Source organism: Hymenobacter algoricola (assembly GCF_039539525.1).
GTDB lineage: Bacteria > Bacteroidota > Bacteroidia > Cytophagales > Hymenobacteraceae > Hymenobacter > Hymenobacter algoricola.
Genome location: NZ_BAABDH010000013.1, coordinates 33283 through 53456, shown reverse-complemented (window position 1 = coordinate 53456; position 20174 = coordinate 33283). Strand labels below are relative to the sequence as shown.

General features: G+C 65.6%; 18 protein-coding genes and 2 pseudogenes. 12 read left to right on the top strand and 8 right to left on the bottom strand.

Translation table 11 applies throughout. The annotated features are described in order from the left end of the window. Positions 1–93: 93 nt before the first annotated feature. Positions 94–879, bottom strand: coding sequence for a hypothetical protein (locus ABD842_RS03315; RefSeq protein WP_345110031.1), 786 nt, complete (start codon positions 877–879; stop codon positions 94–96). Between the two features lie 323 nt (positions 880–1202). Here ABD842_RS03315 and ABD842_RS03310 point away from each other — a divergent pair, with 323 nt between their 5' ends. After that, entirely contained in the window at positions 1203–1751 is a 549-nt protein-coding gene (locus ABD842_RS03310; RefSeq protein ID WP_345110028.1) for an RNA polymerase sigma factor, read from the top strand. 6 nt (positions 1752–1757) lie between these two features. On the opposite strand, the gene ABD842_RS03305 is transcribed toward ABD842_RS03310, so the two are convergent. From ABD842_RS03305 to ABD842_RS03300, 3 genes and pseudogenes are all read right to left on the bottom strand, one after another. Further along, entirely contained in the window at positions 1758–1898 is a 141-nt protein-coding gene (locus tag ABD842_RS03305; protein ID WP_345110025.1) for a hypothetical protein, read from the bottom strand. A 184-nt stretch (positions 1899–2082) separates the two neighbouring features. Continuing rightward, positions 2083–2256: pseudogene (locus ABD842_RS21165) on the bottom strand (cyclic nucleotide-binding domain-containing protein); the annotation flags it as partial. 139 nt (positions 2257–2395) lie between these two features. Beyond that, positions 2396–2842: a sensor histidine kinase gene (locus tag ABD842_RS03300; protein WP_345110022.1), complete on the bottom strand. Its 447-nt coding sequence runs from the start codon at positions 2840–2842 to the stop codon at positions 2396–2398. On the opposite strand from ABD842_RS03300, the pseudogene ABD842_RS03295 reads away from it, so the two are divergent. The 9 genes and pseudogenes from ABD842_RS03295 to ABD842_RS03255 all read left to right on the top strand — a co-directional run. After that, positions 2841–3274 (top strand): annotated as a pseudogene (locus ABD842_RS03295) (altronate dehydratase); the annotation flags it as partial. The gene ABD842_RS03300 and the pseudogene ABD842_RS03295 overlap by 2 nt on opposite strands. Before the next feature lie 130 nt (positions 3275–3404). Further along, positions 3405–4847, top strand: coding sequence for a glucuronate isomerase (uxaC, locus tag ABD842_RS03290; RefSeq protein WP_345110016.1), 1443 nt, complete (start codon positions 3405–3407; stop codon positions 4845–4847). A 150-nt stretch (positions 4848–4997) separates the two neighbouring features. Further along, the gene (locus ABD842_RS03285) at positions 4998–6005 is read left to right on the top strand and encodes a PfkB family carbohydrate kinase (protein ID WP_345110014.1); all 1008 of its coding nucleotides are present in this window, start codon (positions 4998–5000) and stop codon (positions 6003–6005) included. A 160-nt stretch (positions 6006–6165) separates the two neighbouring features. Then, a complete protein-coding gene (locus tag ABD842_RS03280) occupies positions 6166–6822 on the top strand; it encodes a beta/alpha barrel domain-containing protein (protein WP_345110011.1) in 657 nt (218 codons plus the stop codon). A 64-nt stretch (positions 6823–6886) separates the two neighbouring features. After that, positions 6887–8251, top strand: coding sequence for an MFS transporter (locus tag ABD842_RS03275; RefSeq protein ID WP_345110008.1), 1365 nt, complete (start codon positions 6887–6889; stop codon positions 8249–8251). A 26-nt stretch (positions 8252–8277) separates the two neighbouring features. Continuing rightward, positions 8278–8562 carry a nuclear transport factor 2 family protein gene (locus tag ABD842_RS03270; protein ID WP_345110006.1) on the top strand — a complete coding sequence of 95 codons (285 nt, stop codon included), beginning with the start codon at positions 8278–8280 and terminating at the stop codon, positions 8560–8562. After that, positions 8532–8669: a hypothetical protein gene (locus tag ABD842_RS03265; RefSeq protein WP_345110003.1), complete on the top strand. Its 138-nt coding sequence runs from the start codon at positions 8532–8534 to the stop codon at positions 8667–8669. Before ABD842_RS03270 ends, ABD842_RS03265 begins: the two co-directional genes overlap by 31 nt. Positions 8670–8851: 182 nt before the next feature. After that, positions 8852–9901 carry a class 1 fructose-bisphosphatase gene (gene fbp / locus ABD842_RS03260; protein WP_345110001.1) on the top strand — a complete coding sequence of 350 codons (1050 nt, stop codon included), beginning with the start codon at positions 8852–8854 and terminating at the stop codon, positions 9899–9901. Between the two features lie 56 nt (positions 9902–9957). Beyond that, entirely contained in the window at positions 9958–11496 is a 1539-nt protein-coding gene (locus tag ABD842_RS03255) for an aldehyde dehydrogenase family protein (RefSeq protein ID WP_345109999.1), read from the top strand. 201 nt (positions 11497–11697) lie between these two features. On the opposite strand, the gene ABD842_RS03250 is transcribed toward ABD842_RS03255, so the two are convergent. Further along, on the bottom strand, positions 11698–12630 hold the full coding sequence (locus tag ABD842_RS03250) for a D-2-hydroxyacid dehydrogenase (RefSeq protein WP_345109997.1): 933 nt from the start codon (positions 12628–12630) through the stop codon (positions 11698–11700). A gap of 185 nt (positions 12631–12815) precedes the next feature. On the opposite strand from ABD842_RS03250, the gene ABD842_RS03245 reads away from it, so the two are divergent. Together ABD842_RS03245 and ABD842_RS03240 are read left to right on the top strand one after the other, a co-directional pair. Continuing rightward, positions 12816–15662 carry a bifunctional transaldolase/phosoglucose isomerase gene (locus tag ABD842_RS03245; RefSeq protein WP_345109994.1) on the top strand — a complete coding sequence of 949 codons (2847 nt, stop codon included), beginning with the start codon at positions 12816–12818 and terminating at the stop codon, positions 15660–15662. A 122-nt stretch (positions 15663–15784) separates the two neighbouring features. Then, the gene (locus tag ABD842_RS03240; RefSeq protein ID WP_345109991.1) at positions 15785–16138 is read left to right on the top strand and encodes a hypothetical protein; all 354 of its coding nucleotides are present in this window, start codon (positions 15785–15787) and stop codon (positions 16136–16138) included. Between the two features lie 52 nt (positions 16139–16190). Here ABD842_RS03240 and ABD842_RS03235 read toward each other — a convergent pair whose 3' ends face one another. The 3 genes from ABD842_RS03235 to ABD842_RS03225 all read right to left on the bottom strand — a co-directional run bounded on the left by ABD842_RS03235 (position 16191) and on the right by ABD842_RS03225 (position 20080). After that, complete coding sequence (locus tag ABD842_RS03235; RefSeq protein WP_345109989.1) at positions 16191–18737, bottom strand: alpha-amylase family glycosyl hydrolase; 2547 nt, start codon at positions 18735–18737, stop codon at positions 16191–16193. Positions 18738–18909: 172 nt separating this feature from the next. After that, a complete protein-coding gene (locus ABD842_RS03230) occupies positions 18910–19296 on the bottom strand; it encodes a DUF3037 domain-containing protein (RefSeq protein WP_345109987.1) in 387 nt (128 codons plus the stop codon). Beyond that, positions 19274–20080: a HipA family kinase gene (locus tag ABD842_RS03225; RefSeq protein WP_345109984.1), complete on the bottom strand. Its 807-nt coding sequence runs from the start codon at positions 20078–20080 to the stop codon at positions 19274–19276. The genes ABD842_RS03230 and ABD842_RS03225 overlap by 23 nt, the downstream gene beginning before the upstream one ends. Between the last annotated feature and the right edge of the window lie 94 nt (positions 20081–20174).

The following is a 20174-nucleotide window of genomic DNA, read 5'->3' as shown; positions in this document are numbered from 1 at the left end:
CGGAATTTAAGGGTCGAAATTTTGCTGCACTTATAGTAGCGGTTAGCAGGCTGCATAACAGTAAGTTACGCCCATTCTCTTGACTTCTGCTTCCTAAGCCCCTTCCTTTTTATCGACGCTCAGAAAGCGCAGCCGGCTGGCCTTGACCACGAATTCCTGGCGCAGCGGGGCCAGCGCGTAGCTCAGGCGGCGGTTGTTGTCGGTGAGGAAGGGCCGCTCGGTCTGGGCGCGCACCGTGAGCACGCGGGCCCCCAGCGCGTTGGCCACCACCCGCAGGCGCAGCTGACCCTGTTCCTGCACCAACCGGTAGTCGATGTCCTGCCCCCGGGTCCACTCACCGGACACGCGCACGTTCTTGGGGTTGTTGCTGGTCAGGTCAAACACCTTTTCCTCCCCGATAAACAGCTCCGGGTCGGTGGCCTTGAGCTCCAGCGTGGTGCGCGTGACGGGCAGCAGGCTCACGGTCTGGCTCCGCGGCGGCCGGCCCGCGCTGTCGTTGGCCTGCACGAACGTGAGCTGCAGAAAGCGCGCGGCCGTGAGGTCCCTGAAGCGGACTTTGGTGCGATAATACTGGTTGCCGACGGCCGTCAGCGAGTCGAGCAGGGTGAAGTCGGCGGAGCGGCGCAGGCGCAGCGGCGTCTGGGGCCGCCAGGTCTGCGGGTACACCAGCAGCTCGGCGGTTTCGTCGTCCTGGCGGTAGGCGAAGTACAGGTGGGGCTCATTCTGGACCAGCACCGTCTGCCGGCTCAGCGCGGCGCGGGCCGTATCGGTGCGGATAACCAGGTCGCGCAGCAGCGGCGCCTGGGCCCGGGCCGCGAAAGGGCCGCCTGCCAGCCCCAGCAGGGCGGCAAGCTTCAGGAAAAGACGAAAACCAGACAAAGCGGGCAAAAAAAGGCGGGACGGCCGCGGCCGCATACAAGAGCGGGCAAAGGTAGGGGCGGGGGCGGTTGACGGGAAAGTAATCAGAAAAATAAGCGGCGGCCCCGGTCCGGGGGAACGGTAGCCCTGCTTTCCCCGTACTGGCTGCAGGCCGTCGAAATCCCACCGGTTGCCGCGGCTGAAAATTGACCGCGGTCAGTAGCCGGGCCTGACAAGGGCCATTTTATTGCCTGAAGCAGCGGGTGACCTTTGCTTAATCAGGTTCTCAGGTTCAGAGCCCGCCGGCTGCTTTGGGCATCTCATTAGCTAGTTGCCTTCGCCTTATGGTCTTATCCGCATCCCTCCGGCCCACGGAGGAAGCCCTTGTACAACGCCTGTATGCCCGCGACGAGACAGCCATGACGCTGTTCTACGACGCTTACGGCAAGGCACTGCACAGCACCATCTGGCGCATTGTGAAGCAGGAGCAGCTGGCGCAGGATGTGCTGCAGGAGAGTATGGTCAAAATCTGGTTTTCCTTCGCCAGCTACGATGCCCAGCGCGGCCGGCTGTTTACCTGGGCCCTCAACGTGTGCCGCAACGTGGCCATCGACCACATCCGCACCAAGCGCCACCAGGCCGCGGTCCGCACCGAGGAGCTGGAAAAAAGCATGGCCCAGCACCAGGCGGCCCCGCCCACGTTTCAGCCCGAGCACATTGGCCTGCGCGAGCTGGTGGCCCGGCTCAGCCCCGCCGACCAGCACCTGATCGACCTGCTGTATTTCAACGGCTTCACCCAGGCGGAGGCGGCGCACGAGCTGGCCATTCCTCTGGGCACCATCAAAACCCGCGCCCGCAAAGCCATCGGCGCCCTGTCGCGCGCCGTGCGGTAAGCGCCCCTACCCGCGGATGCGGCGCAGCTTGCCCAGGTCGGGAATGATGATGCGGCCCCCGTCGATGGCAATCAGCTGGGCCTCGGCCCGATTGAGGTGGTAGAGCTGCGGGTAGCTGATCAGGGCATCGGCCAGGCGCTTGCCCACCGAGTGGTAGGCCAGCCGCAGCCGTAGCTGGTCGCGGGCTACCAGGTGCTGCGAGAGCAGGGCGGTAAACTGCCGGGAGGCCGCCGCCGGCTGGCCCAGCAGTGCCCGGAACCCCTGGAGCGGAAAAAAAATGATGACGCACTCTTCCAGGGTGCCGGCCGAGTGGGGGTAGGTAGGGCGTGTCGTCGAGGGAGTTGATGTGGCCCGCGTATTCGCCGGCCCCGCTCAGGCTGGTCACGTACGCGTTGCTGCCCTCGGCGGTTTTGAAGGTTTTGAGCCGGCCCGCGCGCAAAAAGTACACTCCCACCGGCACGTCGCCTTCCTGCAACAGCAGCGTGCGCTTCTTGTAGCGCGTCAGGCGGTGCTCGGCGGGCCGCCGCGTCTGCAGCTCGGTGAAGGCCAGCGCCGCCCCGGGCGGGCAGTGCCGGGCGGGCCGCCTGCTTGCGAAACCGTACCTCCACGGCCCGCCCGGTTATCTTCGATCAGCAGAATAGTTTTCATAGCGTGGGCGCGTGCAGCGGCAGGCAGACGGGAAACACGGAGCCCTGCTCCAGGGGGCTGGTAAAGTCGAGCTGGCCGCGCATCAGCTCCACGTAGCGGCGCACCATGTACAGCCCCAGCCCTGTGCCTGCGTCGAGCAGGTCTACAAACCCCAGGGATTCGGCTTCGGGCATGCACCCGGCCAGGGCGTGCCCCAGCCGGGCCCGGTCTTCTACCAGCGCGTCGTCGCCGGGGTTGGTGAAGGTGAAGCGGTGCTCCGGCCCTTCGAGCGTAGCAATCAGGGCCGGGCTTTGCCGCAGGAGCTGCCGGAGCTGCCGGTTCTGGTCGGTCAGGAAGGGGAGAGGATTGTGCGCCGGAATGTCGTCGGCAGGACCCGTGGGCGGGAAGAAAAGGCAGTGCAGGGGCTTACCGTACTTGCGGGCCAGCCCCCAGTAGACGGGCACCAGCGCCATGAAGTCGGCCGGCGCGGCGCGCAGGGGGGCAGCTCCCCGGTGGTGGCCGTGCTCGACTATCCGGAACTCGTCACCAAGCCCGGCCGGAACCTGCTCTGCACGCCCGGCAACGACGTGGAATCGACCACGGCCGAAGTAGGCTCGGGCGCCAATGTCGTGCTCCTCACCACCGGCCTGGGCCCGCCTACCGGCAACCCGATTGCGCCCGTGGTCAGGATTTCGAGCAACACGGCCCGGGCCCGGCGCATGCCCGATATCATCGACCTCAACCCCGGCTCGGTCATCGACGGCGAGGAAACCATCGGGCAGGCCGGGGACAGAATCCTGGACTACGTTGTCCGCGCCGCCAGCGGGGAGGAGGTCAGCGCCGTGCGCCACGGCCAGACCGACTTCATCCCCTGGAAGCGCGGCGTGTCGCTGTAGAGCTGCCGCCGGGTACCGAAAACGTTTCCGTTAATAAATCCGCCGGGCCTCACCCGGCTCCGGTGCTCCCCCGAATACCTTTACCCACCCTGCCGCCCGCGGCAACCACTTCGTTTTCATTGCCACTGCTATGAAAAAGCCTTTTTTGAACGACGACTTCCTGCTCCAGACCGAGACGGCCCGGCAGCTCTACCACGACTTCGCCCAGTCGATGCCCATCATCGACTACCACAACCACCTGCTGCCCGACCAGATTGCCCAGGACAAGCAGTTCGACAACCTGACCCAGATCTGGCTCTCCGGCGACCACTACAAGTGGCGGGCCATGCGCGCCCACGGCGTGCCCGAGCGCTACATCACCGGCGCCGCCTCCGACTGGGAGAAGTTCGAGAAGTGGGCCGAAACGGTGCCCTTCACCGTGCGCAACCCGCTCTACCACTGGACCCACCTGGAGCTGCAGCGCTACTTCGGCATCCACGAGCTGCTCAACAAGGACAGCGCCCGCCGCATCTACGACGAGTGCTCGGCCAAGCTGCGCACCCCCGAGTATTCGGTGCGCCGGCTGCTGCTGAAGATGAACGTGGAGACGCTCTGCACCACCGACGACCCGGCCGATTCGCTCGAACACCACCAGGCCATTGCCGCCGACCCGTTCGGGGTGCGCGTGCTGCCCACTTTCCGGCCCGACAAGGCCATGGCGGTGGAAGACGTGCCGGCCTACAATGCCTACCTCGACAAGCTGGCCGCCGCGGCCGGCGTGGTCATCCAGACCTACGACGACTTGCTGACGGCCCTCAAGCTCCGCCACGACTTCTTCCACGCGCTGGGCGCCCGCCTGTCGGACCACGGGCTGGAGCGCATGTACGCGGCCGAGTTTAGCGCCCGGCAGGTGGCGGCCGCCTTTCTGAAAGTGCGCGGCGGCAAGGCCCTGAACCAGGCGGAGGCGGAGGCGTTTAAGTCAAGCATCCTGCTCGACCTGGCGCGGCTGGATCACGCCCGCGGCTGGACCCAGCAGTTTCACCTCGGCGCCCTGCGCAACAACAACTCCCGCATGCTGCGCGCGCTGGGCCCCGACACCGGCTGGGACTCTATCGGCGACTTCGCCCAGGGCCGCCGCCTGTCCGCCTTCCTCGACCGGCTCGACAGCGAGGACCAGCTGGCCAAAACCATCCTCTACAACCTCAACCCCGGCGACAACGAGCTGATGGCCACGATGGTCGGCAACTTCAACGACGGCTCGGTGGCGGGCAAGGTGCAGCTCGGCTCCGGCTGGTGGTTCCTCGACCAGAAGGACGGTATGGAAAAGCAGCTCAACGCGCTGTCGAACATGGGGCTGCTGAGCCAGTTCGTGGGCATGCTCACCGACTCGCGCAGTTTTCTTTCCTACCCGCGCCACGAGTACTTCCGCCGCGTGCTCTGCAACCTGCTGGGCACCGACGTGGAAAACGGCGAGCTGCCCGACGACATGGCGCTGCTGGGCCAGATCGTGCAGAACATCTGCTACGGCAACGCCAAAAAGTACTTCGGCTTCGGTGCCGTGCCCAAAGCGGTGGTGGCGTCGGAGTTGGCGTAAGAAATATCAAAACCTCCTGTCATCCTGAGCAAAGCGAAGGACCTTCTGCCAATTGAACGATTAGCGTAGTTACGACTCGTGCAAGCGTGATAAGGTCCTTCGCAAGCTCAGGATGACAGGCGATAAAAAGTCAAGCCCCCCCCCAAAAAAATGAAGCAAGTCGTCACGTTCGGGGAAATCATGATGCGGCTTTCGCCCCCGCTGAACTACCGCTTTGCCCAGGCCGCCACGCTGGAAGTCAACTACGGCGGCGGCGACGCCAACGTGGCGGCGGCCCTGGCCGGCCTGGGCGTGCCCGCGGCCCACGTCACCTGCTTTCCCGCCAACGAGCTGGGCCAGGCCGCGGCCTCGCAGTTTCGCCGCTTTGGCGTGAACATGGACCACTGCGTATTTCAGGGCCAGCGCCTGGGCCTGTACTTTCTGGAAGTGGGCGCCTCGCTGCGGGCCAGCAAAGTGGTGTACGACCGCGCCGACTCGGCCTTTGCCAACCTCGACCCGGAATCGTTTGACTGGGCCGAAATCCTGAAAGACGCGCAGTGGCTGCACTGGACCGGCATCACGCCCGCCATTTCGGCCGCCGCCGCCCGGGCTACGGCGGATGCCATTCGCGTGGCCCGGCAGCTGGGCCTCACCGTGTCGGCCGACGTGAACTACCGCCGCAACCTGTGGCAGTACGGGCCGCGCGCCCAGGACGTGATGCCCGCGCTGGTGGCCGGCTGCGACGTGGTGGTGTGCTCGGAAAACGATGCCGCCGACCTGTTCGGCATCCAGGCCGCGGCCGGGGCCGAAAACAGCTTCGCCTCGATGGCCGCGCAGCTCATGGCCCGCTTTCCGCAGATCCGGCGGGTGATTTCGACCAGGCGCAAAACCCAGAGCGCCTCCCACGAGCGGATCAAGGGCCTGCTCTACGACGGCACCTACGTCGAAACGCCCTACTACGACATCACCCCCGTGGTGGACCGTATCGGCGGCGGCGACGCCTTTTTGAGCGGCTTCATCTACGGCTCTCTGCACTACGCCACCACCCGGGAGGCGCTGAATTTCGCCGTGGTAGCCTCGGCCCTCAAGCACACCATTCCCGGCGACGTGAACCTGATTACGGCCGCCGAAGTCGAGCACATCATGCTGGGCAATACCACCGGCCGCCTGGTCCGGTAAGCGCGTTTTTGGTTATTCGTTTTTGGCCCCAATGCCAACGCCGGAACGAAGGCCAAAAATGAATAACCAGATGGTTTTTAGTGGGTGACTTTTGGCTCTCAGCCCAAATACTGCCGGAACGATAGCCAAAAACCAAAAACGAATAACCAAAAACCAAAACATGCCCCGATTTACGCCCGCCCAAGCTTTCGACACCGTGCTGCGCACGCCCGTGGTGCCGGTGTTCTACCACGCCGACGCGGCCTACGCCCAGCGCATGCTGCGGGCCTGCTACGCGGCGGGCCTGCGGGTGTTCGAATTCACCAACCGCGGCGAGCAGGCCTTTGACGTCTTCACCGCGCTGGTCGGGTTCGTGCGGGCCGAGTGCCCGGAGCTGCTGCTGGGCATCGGCACGATTTACACCGCCGAGGATGCGGAGCGCTTCATTGCCGCCGGCGCCGACTTCGTGGTGCAGCCCTGCCTGACGGCCGAAGTGGCCGAAGTCTGCCACCGGCACGGCATCCCGTGGCTGCCGGGCACGATGACGATTTCCGAAGTCTACCAGGCCACCCGGCTGGGGGCGGCCATCGTCAAGATCTTCCCCGGCAACGTGGTGGGCCCCGGCTTTGTCAAAAGCCTGCGCGGGCCGATGCCGAACGTGCCGCTGATGGTGACGGGCGGCGTGGAGCCCACCGAGGACAGCCTGCGCGAGTGGTTCGGGGCCGGCGTGAATGTGGTGGGCATGGGCTCCCAGCTCTTCAGGGACGCCGACGATACCGCGGCCCTGACCCAGAAGATTGCCGGCCTGCTGGCTTTCGTGGGCACGCTGAAAAAGTAAGCTTTCGAGTACCGGCCGCCGCCCCTTGGCGCGGCCGTAGTTCCGCCCTCTGACTCCTGTTTCGATGATCCAGACTCCCGCCGCTGCTCCGCCCCCCTCCTCCACGGTAAACCAGACCATCGGCAAGTACCGCTGGACCATCTGCGGGCTGGTGTTTTTTGCCACCACGATCAACTACCTCGACCGGGCCGTTATCTCGCTGCTCAAGCCCTACCTGGAAACCGAGTTCAGGTGGAACTCCGGCGACTACGCCAACATCGAGCTGGCCTTCAAGGTGGCCTACGCCTTCGGCATGATGGGCGTGGGCCGCATCATCGACCGGCTGGGCACCAAGCTGGGCTACGCGCTGTCGACGCTGCTGTGGAGCCTGGCGGCCATGGGCCACGCCCTGGTCAGCAGCACCATCGGCTTCAGCGTGGCCCGGGCGTTTCTGGGCGTGTTCGAAGCGGGCAACTTTCCGGCCGCCATCAAGACGACGGCTGAGTGGTTTCCGCAGCGGGAGCGGGCCCTGGCCACGGGCATCTTCAACTCGGGCTCCAACGTGGGCGCCATCGTGGCCCCGCTGACGGTGCCGCTCATTGCCGAAACCATCGGCTGGAAGTGGGCCTTCCTCATCACCGGCGCCCTGGGCTTCGGGTGGCTGATTCTGTGGTTTATCTACTACGAAGTGCCTGCCCGCCACGCCAGGCTCACCAAAGCCGAGTTTGACTACATCCACACCGACGTCGACGACCTGGCCGCCGTGGCCGTCGAAAACCAGCCCAAGATTTCGTGGAGCCAGCTGCTGAAAGTGCGGCAGACCTACGCCTTCATCTTCGGCAAGTTCCTCACCGACCCGATCTGGTGGTTTTACCTGTTCTGGCTGCCCGACTTCCTCAACAAGCAGTATGGGCTGAAAGGCACCCAGGTGTCGTTGCCGGTGGCCATTGTCTACATCCTGTCGAGCATCGGCAGCGTGGGCGGCGGCTGGCTGCCGATGCGCTTCATCAAAGCCGGCATGCCGGCCTTCCGGGCCCGCAAAACGGCCATGCTGGTCATTGCCTTCTGCGTGCTGCCCATCGTGGCGGTGCAGTATCTGGGCCGCATCGACATGTGGCTGGCGGTGCTCGTTATCGGTATTGCCGCCGCGGCCCACCAGGCCTGGAGCGCCAACATCTTCACCACCGCCTCCGACATGTTTCCCAAGCGCGCCGTGGCCTCGGTGACGGGCCTGGGCGGCATGGCCGGCGGCCTGGGCGGCATCCTGCTCACGGCCCTGGTGCAGAAGCGCATGTTCGTCTACTACGAAAGCATCGGCCAGCTCGACAAGGCCTACTTCATCATGTTCCTGATCTGCGGCGGGGCCTACCTGACGGCCTGGCTGCTGATGCAGTTCTTCGCGCCCCGCATGAAGATGGTCAACTTCGACGCCGACGGCAACGCGTACTAATTCCCGAATTGTCTTCTCCCGGCGCTATGAAAAAACTGCCCTTGCTGCTGGCTTTGCTGCTGCTGGCGCTGCCGGCTCTCACGTTTGCCCAATCCAGGAAACAGATGGCCGCCGTGAAAGAAGTAGTGGGCCTGGAGCGGCCGCGCTTCGAGGCCCAGGTGAAAAAGGACTACGCCCTGCTGGATAAGTTCTGCGCCGCCGACCTGGTGTACACCCACTCCAACGGCCAGCAGAACAACAAAACGGAGGACGTGCAGTCCATATCCGGGACGGCAGGAGCGTGGACGACAAAATCGCGGTGGAAGCGCTGACCGTGCGCGTGCAGGCCGACGAGAAAACCGCCGTCGTCAAGGGCCCCGTCACCATCTGCCAGCCCAGCAGGCCCGACGGCTCGCCCAACGCAGTCCCCCTGAAGTAGGGGGTGTGCAGATGAAAGATGCCGGCAAAGGCTGGCAGGTTGTACTTTGGCAGTCGCAGAAGCAGCCGGAAGTCAAAAGCGAAGTCCCGGTTTCTTGCCCGCCCGGCCGGTTTCTCTCCTCTGTTCGGGGTGAGCCGGCCTTATAGTACCATTCCCACCCCGTTCCCCTCTCTCCTCAGCCCATGAGTACGCCCCACGAAAACACCCTGGCCCTGCCGGTCGGCACCACCCTCGACCGGTTTATCATGCGCAAGCAGGAAGACTTTCCCTACGCCACCGGGGAGCTCAGCCAGCTGCTGCGCGACCTGGCCCTGGCGGCCAAAATCGTGAACCGGGACGTCAACCGCGCGGGGCTGAGCAGCATCATCGGCAGCATGGGCCAGGAAAACGTGCAGGGCGAGCAGCAGCAGAAGCTCGACGTGGAAGCCAACATCCGCTTTATCCGGGCCCTGACCAACGGGCAGGAAGCCTGCGCCGTGCTCAGCGAGGAAGAGGACGACATCATCCATACCGGCAACTGCCAGGGCCGCTACGTGGTAGCCATCGACCCGCTCGACGGCTCCTCCAACATCGACGTGAACGTGAGCATCGGCACGATCTTCAGCATCTACCGCCGCGTGTCGCCCGCCGGGCAGCAGGCTACCCGCGAAGACTTTCTGCAGGGCGGCCGCGCCCAGGTGGCCGCCGGCTATATTCTCTACGGCTCCAGCACCATGATGGTGTACACTACCGGCGCGGGCGTGGTGGGCTTCACGTATGAGAATTCGCTGGGCGAGTTTTTCCTGTCCCACCCCAGCATCAGCATCCCGCGGGCCGGGCAGGTGTTCAGCTGCAACGAAGGCTACTGGTTCGACTACCCCGCGTACGTGCGCGAGTACCTGACCCAGTGCAAGCGCGACCAGCTCAGCGGCCGCTACGTGGGCTCGTTGGTGGCCGACTACCACCGCAACCTGCTCAAGGGCGGCATCTACCTGTATCCGCCCACCAAAAAGACGCCCGAGGGCAAGCTGCGCCTGCTCTACGAAGGCTTCCCGCTGGCGTTCCTCATCGAGCAGGCCGGCGGCCTGGCCTACGCCGGCACCACGCCCGTGCTCGACATCGTGCCCACCGACTTTCACCAGCGCAGCCCGCTGTTTATCGGCTCCGCCGACCAGGTGGCAAGCCTGCTGGCCTACGCCGCCGAGACGGCCTCGGCCCAGCGGGGTTTAGTAGCCCCCGCCGCCGAAAACTAATCTGCGCTAAGCTGCTTGTAGGAGGGTTCCAACCTTTGCTGCCTCTTTCTTTCGCCATGCCCAAAATCATTTCCCCCCAGGTCGAGTTCAGCAGCCTGCTGAGCCAGATGAAAACGGTTACGCCCGAAGTCTTTTCGGCCGACGGTAAATTCCTGAACCTGCTGGAAGGCCGCTGGCAGGAAATCGGCACGCCCCGCGAGTTCACCTCGCCCATCGACGGCACCCAGCTGGGCTGGATGCCGATGCTCGGCCACGACACGGCCCTGCGCGCCGTGCGCTTTGCCAAGGGCGAAGCCGCCGCCTGGGCTGCCACCGACCTCGACGAGCGCAAAGCCAAAGTGCAGGACTGCCTCAACCAGCTGCGCGAGCACGTGGAGCTGATCGGCAAGCTGGTGATGTGGGAAATCGGCAAAACCTACAAGCTCGGCTTCACCGACATCGACCGCTGCATCGACGGCGCCCAGTGGTACGTGGATACCATCGAAGGCATGCTGGGCAAGCGCACCCCGCTGGGGCTGGTGAGCAACATTGCCTCCTGGAACTACCCGTTTTCGGTGCTGCTGCACGCGGTGCTGGTGCAGGTGCTGGCCGGCAACTCGGTCATTGCCAAGACGCCCACCGACGGGGGCTTTATCTCGCTGAGCCTGTCGTTTGCCCTGGCCCGCCGCTGCGGGCTGCCCGTCACGCTGGTCAGCGGCTCGGGCGGGGAGCTGAGCGAAGTGCTGGTGAAGAACGACGCCGTCGACTGCATCTCCTTCGTGGGCGGGCGCTACAACGGCCGCAACATCGCCGACGCCCTGGCCTCCCAGGACAAGCGCTACATGCTCGAAATGGAAGGCGTGAACACCTACGGCATCTGGGACTACAGCGACTGGGACAGCCTGGCCGACCAGCTCAAGAAGGGCTACGACTACGGCAAGCAGCGCTGCACGGCTTACGTGCGCTTCGTGGTGGAGCGCCGCCTGTTCCCGCAGTTCGTCGAAACCTACTGGAACGCCATCAAGAGCCTGAAAGTGGGCAACCCCACGCTGGTCGACAACGCCGATGACAAGCTGCCCGAGCTGGCCTTTGGCCCCGTCATCAACCGGGCCCAGGCCGAAGACCTCGACCGGCTGTACGCCGATGCGCTGAAAACCGGCGCCACGCCCATCTACGAAGGCAAGCTCGACGAGAGCCTGTTTTTGCCCGGCCAGGACATGAGCGCCTACCGCGCCCCGCGGGCTTTGGTGAACCTGCCGCGGCAGAGCGAGCTGTACTTCAAGGAGCCCTTCGGCCCCATCGACTCCATCATCCTGGTCGACCGCGTCGAGGAGCTGGTAGGCGAGATGAACATCAGCAACGGCGCCCTGGTAGCCGCCGTGGCCTCCGACGACGCGAAGTGGGCCGCCCGCACCGCCAAGGAAGTGCGCGCCTTCAAGGTGGGCGTGAATAAGCTCCGCTCCCGCGGCGACCGGGAAGAAGTGTTCGGCGGCCTGGGCGAGTCCTGGAAAGGCGCTTTCGTGGGCGGCGCCCTGCTGGTGGAGGCCGTAACCCAGGGCGACAAAGCCGTGCGGGGCAACTTCGAAGACGCCCTGCTGCTGCCCGAGAAAATCTAGCTTCGTTAATTCTGAAAAAGGGAAAGACCCGGCTGATGCATCAGCCGGGTCTTTCCCTTTTACTCCTTTTAAGCAGCGCGTCATGCTCATCTGGCGTCCGCTAAGTCGCCGCATCTCGCGTGCTGACGTTGGATTGCTAGCCTGACATCAGCACGCGAGATTCCTCGGCAAGCTCGGAATGACGTTCTGGTTTTCTCCCTGCTAATACCCCCGACTTAAATCCACGAGGTTTTCCAGCTCTTCACCCGCCTGAAACCGGCGCAGATTAGTCAGAAACAGGTCGACTTTGCCCCAATCCTCGTTTTGCTGGCCGCCGCCGGAGTGCTGGGTCAGAATAACGTTCGGCAGCGTCCAGAGCGGGCTGGCGGCGGGCAGGGGCTCCACGGCCGTCACGTCGAGCACGGCGCCGCCGAGGTGGCCGCTGTGCAGGGCCCGGATCAGGGCGGGCTCGTCGGTGGTAGCGCCCCGGCCGATGCTGGCGTACACGCTGCCCGGGCGCATGGCGGCCACCATTGCCGCCGAGAAAAAGCCCGGTACGGTCCCCGGCAGGCAGTTGATAACCAGATCGGTAGCCGGCAGCGCGGCCCGCAGCTGCTCCGGTGTGTGCAGCTCGGCCAGGGCGCTGGTGCGGGCCAGCAGCTGCACCCGGCAGTCGAAGCCGCTGAGCTGCTGGTGCACGGCCCGCCCAATGGCACCCGCACCCAGGATAATGACTTTTTTGTGGCGCAGCAGCTGCAGCCGGGGCCGGATGGGCGCGCCCATCCACCGGTGCTGGCTCTGCAGCCGGGTCAGCTCGTGAATGTGCCGGTACAAAGCCAGGATGCCCGCCACGATGGTTTCGGCGCAGGGCCAGGCAAAGTAGTCGCCCACGTTGGCTACCGGGAAGGGCAGGCGCAGGGCCGCGTACCGCTCGAAGCCGGCCGAGTCGAGCTGCCAGAACTGCAGCTTCGGGGCCAGGGGCGCAAACCAGGCCGGCGGCGGGTTGCCCAGCAGCAGGTCGGCGGCCTGGAATTCGGCCGTTTGCGCCTCTTGCGGCAGCTCACTGGCGAATACGGCTTCAAGGGTGGGCGGCAGCTGCTGGCGCAGGTTAGCGCGGTTAACGGAGTCGAGAGCAGTATAAACGAAGAGCTTCATAGCGGGAGAGGGGCGCGGGGTAGTTGGCTGCAAGTACGCAGAACCCCGGCGGTAGATGCACCCGCCAGCGCGGCCCGCACCCATAAATTCAGGCGGGCCAAGCTTCTTTCCGAGAAAATTGGCGGGCCCATACGGAGCGCCATCATTTCTTTCCTGAACTTTGGCCTTTCCCAAAGCTGACGTTTATGAACCCACTTGTTGCTATCCGCGACTTCGACCAAAGCCTGTGGCTGGACTTTATCAGCCGCCCCATCCTCATCGACGGCAAGCTGCAGCGCCGCATCACCGACGAAGCCCTGCGCGGGGTGACCTCGAATCCGGCCATCTTCGCCAAGGCCATCGGCGACAGCACCGACTACGACTCGGCCATCAAGGCCCTGGCCCTGCAGGGCAAGACTACCGACGAAATCTACACCGCCCTGGCCGTGGCCGACGTGCAGGCCGCCTGCGACCTGTTTCGCCCCCTCTACGACGGCCCCGACCACGGCTCCGACGGCTACGTGAGCCTCGAAGTATCGCCCGAGCTGGTCAACGACACCGACGGCACCATCGCCGAGGGCCTGGCCCTCTGGCAAGCCGTGGACCGGCCCAACGTGATGATTAAGGTGCCGGCCACCCTCGAAGGGCTGCCCGCCATCCGCCGCCTCATTGCCGAGGGCGTGAACGTGAACGTGACCCTGATTTTCGGCCTGGAGCGCTACCAGCTGGTGGCCGAAGCCTTTATCCAGGGCCTCGAAGACCGGGCGAAAGCCGGCCGGCCGCTCCGCCGCATCGACTCGGTGGCCAGCTTCTTCCTCTCCCGCATCGATGTACTCATCGACCCCCAGCTGGAAACGATGGCGGCCGCCGGTGGTGAGAAAGGAGAGCTGGCGCAAAGCCTGGTGGGCGAGGTGGCCCTGGCCAGCGCTAAGCAGGCCTACCAGCTCTACAAGCAGATTTTCAGTGGCCCGCGCTGGGAAGCCCTGGCGGCCGAAGGTGCCGCAACCCAGCGCCTGCTCTGGGCCAGCACCGGCAACAAAAATCCCAAGTACGACAACCTGCGCTACGTCGACGGCCTCATCGGCCCGCACACGGTGAACACCGTGCCCGTCGAGACGCTGGACCTGTTCCGCACCCACGGCCAGGTGGCCGTGACGCTGGAAGACAACCTCGACCAGACCCGCGAAGTACTGCGCCGCCTGCCCGAGCTGGGCCTCGACCTGGAAGTCCTGACCCAGCACCTGGAAGAAGACGGCGCCACCAAGTTCAAGGAGCCCTTCGCCAAGCTGATGCAGTCCATCGAGCAGAAGCGCGCCCTGGCCACGGAGGCCACCGTGACCGGGCAAACCCTGCAGCTGGGCCCGTACCAGCCCGCCGTCGACGCCAAGCTTCAGGAGCTCAATGCCCAAGACTTCACCACTGGCTTCTGGGACAAGAAAGCTGACCTGTGGGTGCCGGACGAAGCCGGGCAGCACAGCATCCGCTCGTTTATGGGCTGGCTGCGCGTGGCCGAAACGATGGTGGGCGCCGTGCCCGAAATCGAGCAGTTTGTGCAGGAAGTAAAGGCCGCAGGCTTCAAGCACGTGGTGGTAATGGGCATGGGCGGCAGCACCATGGCCCCGATTGTGTTCAAAGAGTCGTTTGAGAAAAGCGCCGAGGGCCTGCCCATGTCGGTGCTCGACACCACCGACCCCGGCACGGTGCGCCAGATCGAGGAGTCGGTGCCGCTGGCCGACACGCTGTTTATCGTGGCCAGCAAGTCGGGCACCACGGCCGAGCCGCTGGCGTTTGGCGACTATTTCTACGACCGGCTCAAGCAAATCAAGGGCGACAAGGCCGGCGAGAACTTCGTGGCCATTACCGACCCGGGGTCCAAGTTCGTGACCTCGGCCACCGAGCAGGGCTACCGCCGCATCTTTCTGAACTTCAGCGAAGTGGGCGGCCGGTTCTCGGCGCTGTCGTACTTCGGACTGGTGCCGGCGGCGCTGTACGGGCTCAACATCGGCGAAATCCTGGAGCGCGCCATCCGCATGATGCGCGCCACCGGCGCCTACGGGGCCGTCGACCACAACCCCGGCCTGGCGCTGGGCGTGGCCCTGGGCGTGCTGGCCCAGCAAGGCCGCGACAAGCTCACCCTGATTGTGCCCGAGTCGCTCAGCGACCTGGGTTTGTGGCTGGAGCAGCTCATTGCCGAAAGCACCGGCAAGGAAGGCAAGGGCATCCTGCCGATCGCCGGCGAGCCGGCCCGCGAGCCGCAGGTCTACGGCCAGGACCGCGTATTCGTGTACGTGGGCTACAAGACCGACGCTGATGTCGACAACCGGACGACGCTGCTGGCCCTGGAAACCGCCGGCCACCCCATCATCCGCATTCTGATGGACGAGGCGCTGGACCTGGGCGCCGAGTTCTTCCGCTGGGAAGTGGCCACGGCCGTGGCCAGCGCCGTGCTCGGAATCAACCCCTTCGACCAGCCCAACGTGCAGGCCGCCAAAACGGCTACCGACAGCCTGATGCAGGTGGTGCAGGAGCAGGGCCGCCTGCCCGAAGGGGAGGCCCCGAAAGTCACCGAAGCCGGCGTGGCCTACTACACGGCCGTCACCGGCCAGAATGCGGCCGAAGTACTCCACAACTTCTTCGCCCAGGCCCGCCCCGGCGACTTTATGAACATCCAGGCCTACGTCACGGAGTCGGAAGCTCTGAACGAGAGCCTGCAGAGCCTGCGCACCCAGGTGCAGGAGCAGCTGCAGCTGGCTACCACGTCGGGCTACGGCCCGCGCTTTCTGCACTCCACCGGCCAGTACCACAAGGGCGGCCCCGACCAGGGTTTGTTCGTGCAGCTCACCCAGGACCATTCCCAAAGCGTGGATCTGGCGCTGCCCGGCCGTTCCTACACCTTCGGCACGTTCAAGAATGCCCAGGCCGCCGGCGACCTGCAGGCTTTGCACGACTACCACCGCCGCACGCTGCGCATCCACCTCGGCGCCGATGCCGAGCAGGGCCTGCGCACGGTGCTGACCGCGCTGCAGTCGGCCCCGCTGCGGGGGCAGGCGTAGGCCGTAGCCCGCCCGATCAAACAAAACCGCCGGGGCGCATGCTCCGGCGGTTTTGTTTGATCCAATGATGAATGACCGCGCTGCGGGCGCCCGGGCAGGGGGCTTCTGCCGTTCTTTGGCGCATGAAAAAAGCCTCTTCCTGTTTTCTGCTGGCCGCCGGCCTGCTGCTGGGCAGCTGCCAGACCACGCCGCCGGCCGCCGACCAATCCGCTGCTGGCGCGCCCACCGTCTCGGAAACGCCCGCCGCCGTCAGCGCTGCCCCGTCGGCCGACCAGGCCCGCGCGGCCGTCGCCAGCTACGTGCGGAGCCTGCCCAACGCGGCCCTCTACCAGCTCGACTCGGCCCGGGTGCGGGAAGCCGGCCCGCAGTGGCAGGTGCTGGTGCCCCGCACCGACTGGGCCCGGCGCCTGCCCAACAAAGCGGCCTTCAACGTCGACAAGCAAACGGGGGCCGTGAGCAACCAGCTGGTAAAATAAGAACAGGCCCGCCGGATTCCGGCGGGCCTGCTCCTGGCTGGTCAGGTTCGGGTTAGTGGGCTACCACCAGCCGCTGCACCGAGCTGCTTTTGCCGCTTTGCACCTGCAGGAAGTAGGTGCCGTTGGCCCAGGCGCGGGTGTCGAGCGTGTGGCTGGGGCCGGCAAAGGGAATGGTGTGCAGCAGGCGGCCGGTGAGGTCGTACACCTTGAGCTGGGCTTTGGCCGGGGAGGCCTGGGCCAGCTCGACCCGAACCTGGCTGCCGGCCGGATTGGGATACAGCGCCAGGACCAGGCTGGCGGCCGCTTTGGTAGGCGTTGGCGAAGTCGATTTCAGCTGCAGCACCCAGGTCTGGTTGCCGGCCAGCGCCGGCAGCGTCGGGCTCCAGCCGCTGAAGCCGCCCTGGGCGTCCACCGTTACCTGCCCGGCCGACTGCCCCGAGTACAGCTCCGTAACCTGATAAGAGCCCGCCGTCAACGACGACACGGCCAGTGATACGGCCGGCTGGCCGGCGGCGGCGCTGCCGAGGTTGGCCACGACTACCGAGGCTTCCTGCTCATAGACCCGCGCAAAGCTGAGCAGGCTGGTAGAAGGAGTGGTGGCCGGCACCAGGTAGCCCTTGCGCAGCGTCGGCTGGGCCGTGCGCAGGCTGATGAGCTTTTTGTAGTGGGAAAGCAGCGACGTCGGGTCGGCCTGCATGCTGGCCACGTTGTACTGCCCGTAGTTCGGGTTCAGCGCCCGCCACGGCGCGCCGGTAGTGAAGCCCGCGTTGGTGCTGGCCGTCCACTGCATGGGCTTGCGCTTGTCTTCGTCGACGCCGGTGCCGAGCATGCCCACTTCCTCGCCGTAGTACAGGAAGGGCACGCCGGGCATGGTCAGGTACAGGGCCGCGGCCTGCTTCATGCGGGCCAGGTTGCCGCTGAGCAGCCCCAGCACCCGGTTCTGGTCGTGGTTGGTCAAAAAGGTGCCGTACTGCAGCTTGGGGTAGGTGTTGTCGACCAGCATCAGCTGGTTGCGCAGCGCCGTGGCCGAACCCGAGTTTACGGCCGAGATAATGGCCGAGGACAGGTCAAACTCGAAGCAGGCATCGAGCCGGTCGTCGACCACGTAGGGCAGCACCGCCGCCGTGTTGGACCAGGCCTCGCCGATAGTGAAGGCGTTGGGATTCACGGCCCGCACCGAGTCGTGGAATTCTTCCAGGAGGCTCAGGGTTTCGGGCGTGTTTTCAATGGTCTGCCCGTTTTCTACCAGGTACTTCACTGCGTCCAGCCGGTAGCCGTCCACGCCTTTCTGCAGCCAGAAGCGGGAGGCGTCCCACATGGCGGCTTTCAGCTGCGGATTGCGCCAGTTCAGGTCGGGCATTTCGCTCCAGAAGTAGCCGTAGTAGTAGCTGCCGTTGCGCAGGTACCAGCCCGCCCCGGGCGAGGTGGCCGACCAGCGGTACCAGTCGCGGTAGGAGTTGGTGGGGCTGCTGGCCGACTGCGTAAACCAGGGGTGCCGGCTGGAGGAGTGGTTCAGCACCAGGTCGATAATGACCTTGATGCCCCGGGCGTGGGCGGCGGCCATAAACGTCTCAAACTCGGCCATGGTGCCGTAGTCGGGCTCGGTAGCCTTGTAGTTGGTCACGTCGTAGCCGTGGTAGCTCGGCGACTCCATCATGGGCATCAGCCAGAGCGCCGTCACGCCCAGGTCGGTGGTGGTGGCGGGGTTGCCGTCGTTGAGGTAGTCGAGCTTGGCGGTGAGGCCGGCAAAGTCGCCTTTGCCGTCGCCGTTGGTGTCGTAGAAGCTGCGCACAAACACCTCGTAGAACACCGCGTCGTTCCACCAGTGCGTGGCGTAGCTGGTGGGCGAGGGGCCGCAGGCGGTGCAGGTGCCGAAGCACAGCGTCGGGACGGTGTTGATGGGGGACGTGGCGTCCAGCACCCGGCTGCGGCTGCCCGCGCCGTCGTCGACGCCGCAGGCGGCGGGCACCTGCTCGGCGGCGGCCAGGGTGGTGCCATTCACGAATTTGTACTGAAACAGGCCGGGCGCGGGCAGCCCCAGCTGCACCTCGTAGATTCCGTCGCCGTTGCCGTCGCGCAGGGCAATGGTGGTCGGGTCCCAGTTGGCGCCGTAGCCGGCCATCGTCTGGAAGTTGCCGATAACGTGCACGCCGCCGGCCGCCACGGTTTGCCCGCGCATGTTCACCGACAGGGTCACCTGGGTCAGGCAGCCGCCGAAGCGCACGGGCGGCAGGCGCAGGCCGGTGGCGCCCAGCACCACCTGCCGGTTCACGTTGCCGCCGCCATCGGCGATGCCGCAGTCGGTAGAAACCAGCTCGGCCCCGGCCCAGGTGTTGCCGTTGACGAACTTATAGAGGTAGGTACCCGCCGGCACCGTCACGGTCAACTCATAAATCCGGTCATTGTCGGGGTCGGTGAGCACGGTCGTGGCCGGATTCCAGTCGGCCGAGAAGCCCGCCGCGGCCTGGAAGTTGCCCGCCACGTGCACGCCGGTGGCCGGCACGGTCTGCTGGCTCATGTCGACGCGGAACGTAAGCTGGGCGCTGCGGCCGGACAAGCTGAGCGTCAGCAGGAATATAAAAAGGAAGAAGTGCTTCATCGGCAGGTCCGGGGCTTTTAGTTGCGCAGTTAATTCTCTAAATATACCGCAATTGCAGCAACTCAGGGGAGAGAAAACGGGCAGTAGGGAGCCGGCCGGTTCACTGCCCAAACGGCCTCCACGAAGTTCAGCTTCGGCCCGGTCTGCCCAGGACGGCGCCGGTGGCGGCGGGCTACAGCACCAGCTGCTGGTGCAGGCGCTCCAGGGTTTGGGCGGCGTCCTGGCACAGGCCCGGGTGCACGGCCGAGGTTTGCACCACCGTGCTGCGCGTGGCCGTCAACCAGCGGAAGCGGGAGGCCAGCGCAAACTGCCCGATGGGGCCGCCTTCCCGCCGCCCGCGGCAGATCTGCTCGAAGGCCTGCAGGCGGCGGGTTATTTCGGCCAGGTCAAACTCGGGGCCGGCTACGGCGCGCAGGCGGGCTTCGGGCAGCGTGAAGCGGGTTTGCAGAAAGCCCTCGGCGGCGCAGTACACGATAACGCCCACGTTGAGGAACTCCTCGCGCTCCACGCGGGGCACTACGCGCAGCACGGCGTACTCAAATAAGTGCTTTCCGGGCATCTTGGGCTTCCTGAACAAAGGTTTCTGAGGCGGCGAGGCGGTTTTCCAAAAACTGCACGTAAGCCGCGCGCTGCTGCTCGGCGGGGGCGTCGTCGCCGGCTTCCGTCAGCCACTCGTCGGGAACCAGCGCCACGATGGCGCGCAGGCGCTCCGGGGTGAGGCAGGCGTGGCCCCGGGCATCGGCGGCGGCCAGCTCGGCCGCCCGGGGCAGCAGCACGTGGTCCTTGACCTGCGCGAACGGGCGGTGCCCGGGCCTTTCCCAGCCCGGGCCGGCGTGGTGCACGTACAGGGCCGCGCCGTGGTCGATCAGCCAGAGCTCCTTGTGCCACATGAGCAGGTTGGTGTTGCGGGCCGTGCGGTCCACGTTTAGCGTCAGGCAGTCGAGCCACACCACCAGCGAAGCCAGCTCGGGCTCCACGGTGGTGACCAGCGCGTCGAAGGTGATGGCGCCCGAGAGGTAGTGCAGGGCCAGGTTGCGGCCGGTGCTGGCCCGCAACAGGTCCTGGATTTCCTCGTCGGGCTCGGTGCGGCCAAAGGCCTCATCAAGCTGGCAGAACACCAGCTCCGGCACCCGCAGCCCCAGGGCCCGGGCCAGCTCGCCCACAATCAGCTCGGCTACCAGCGCCTTGATGCCCTGGCCCGCGCCCCGAAACTTGAGCACGTACAGAAAGCCGTCGTCGGCCTCTACCAGGGCCGGCAGGGAGCCGCCTTCGCGCAGCGGAGTCACGTAGCGCGTCACGTCAACGGTGCGCAGGTCAACAGGGGTAGGGGCAGCAGCGGGCATCGAGCAGGTAAAAAGCGGAAGTGGCCGGGCAAAGGACCGATAAGTAAGACAATTCTCCGCCGCCTGAGCCGTAGACAGGACCAGCTGCCGGAAA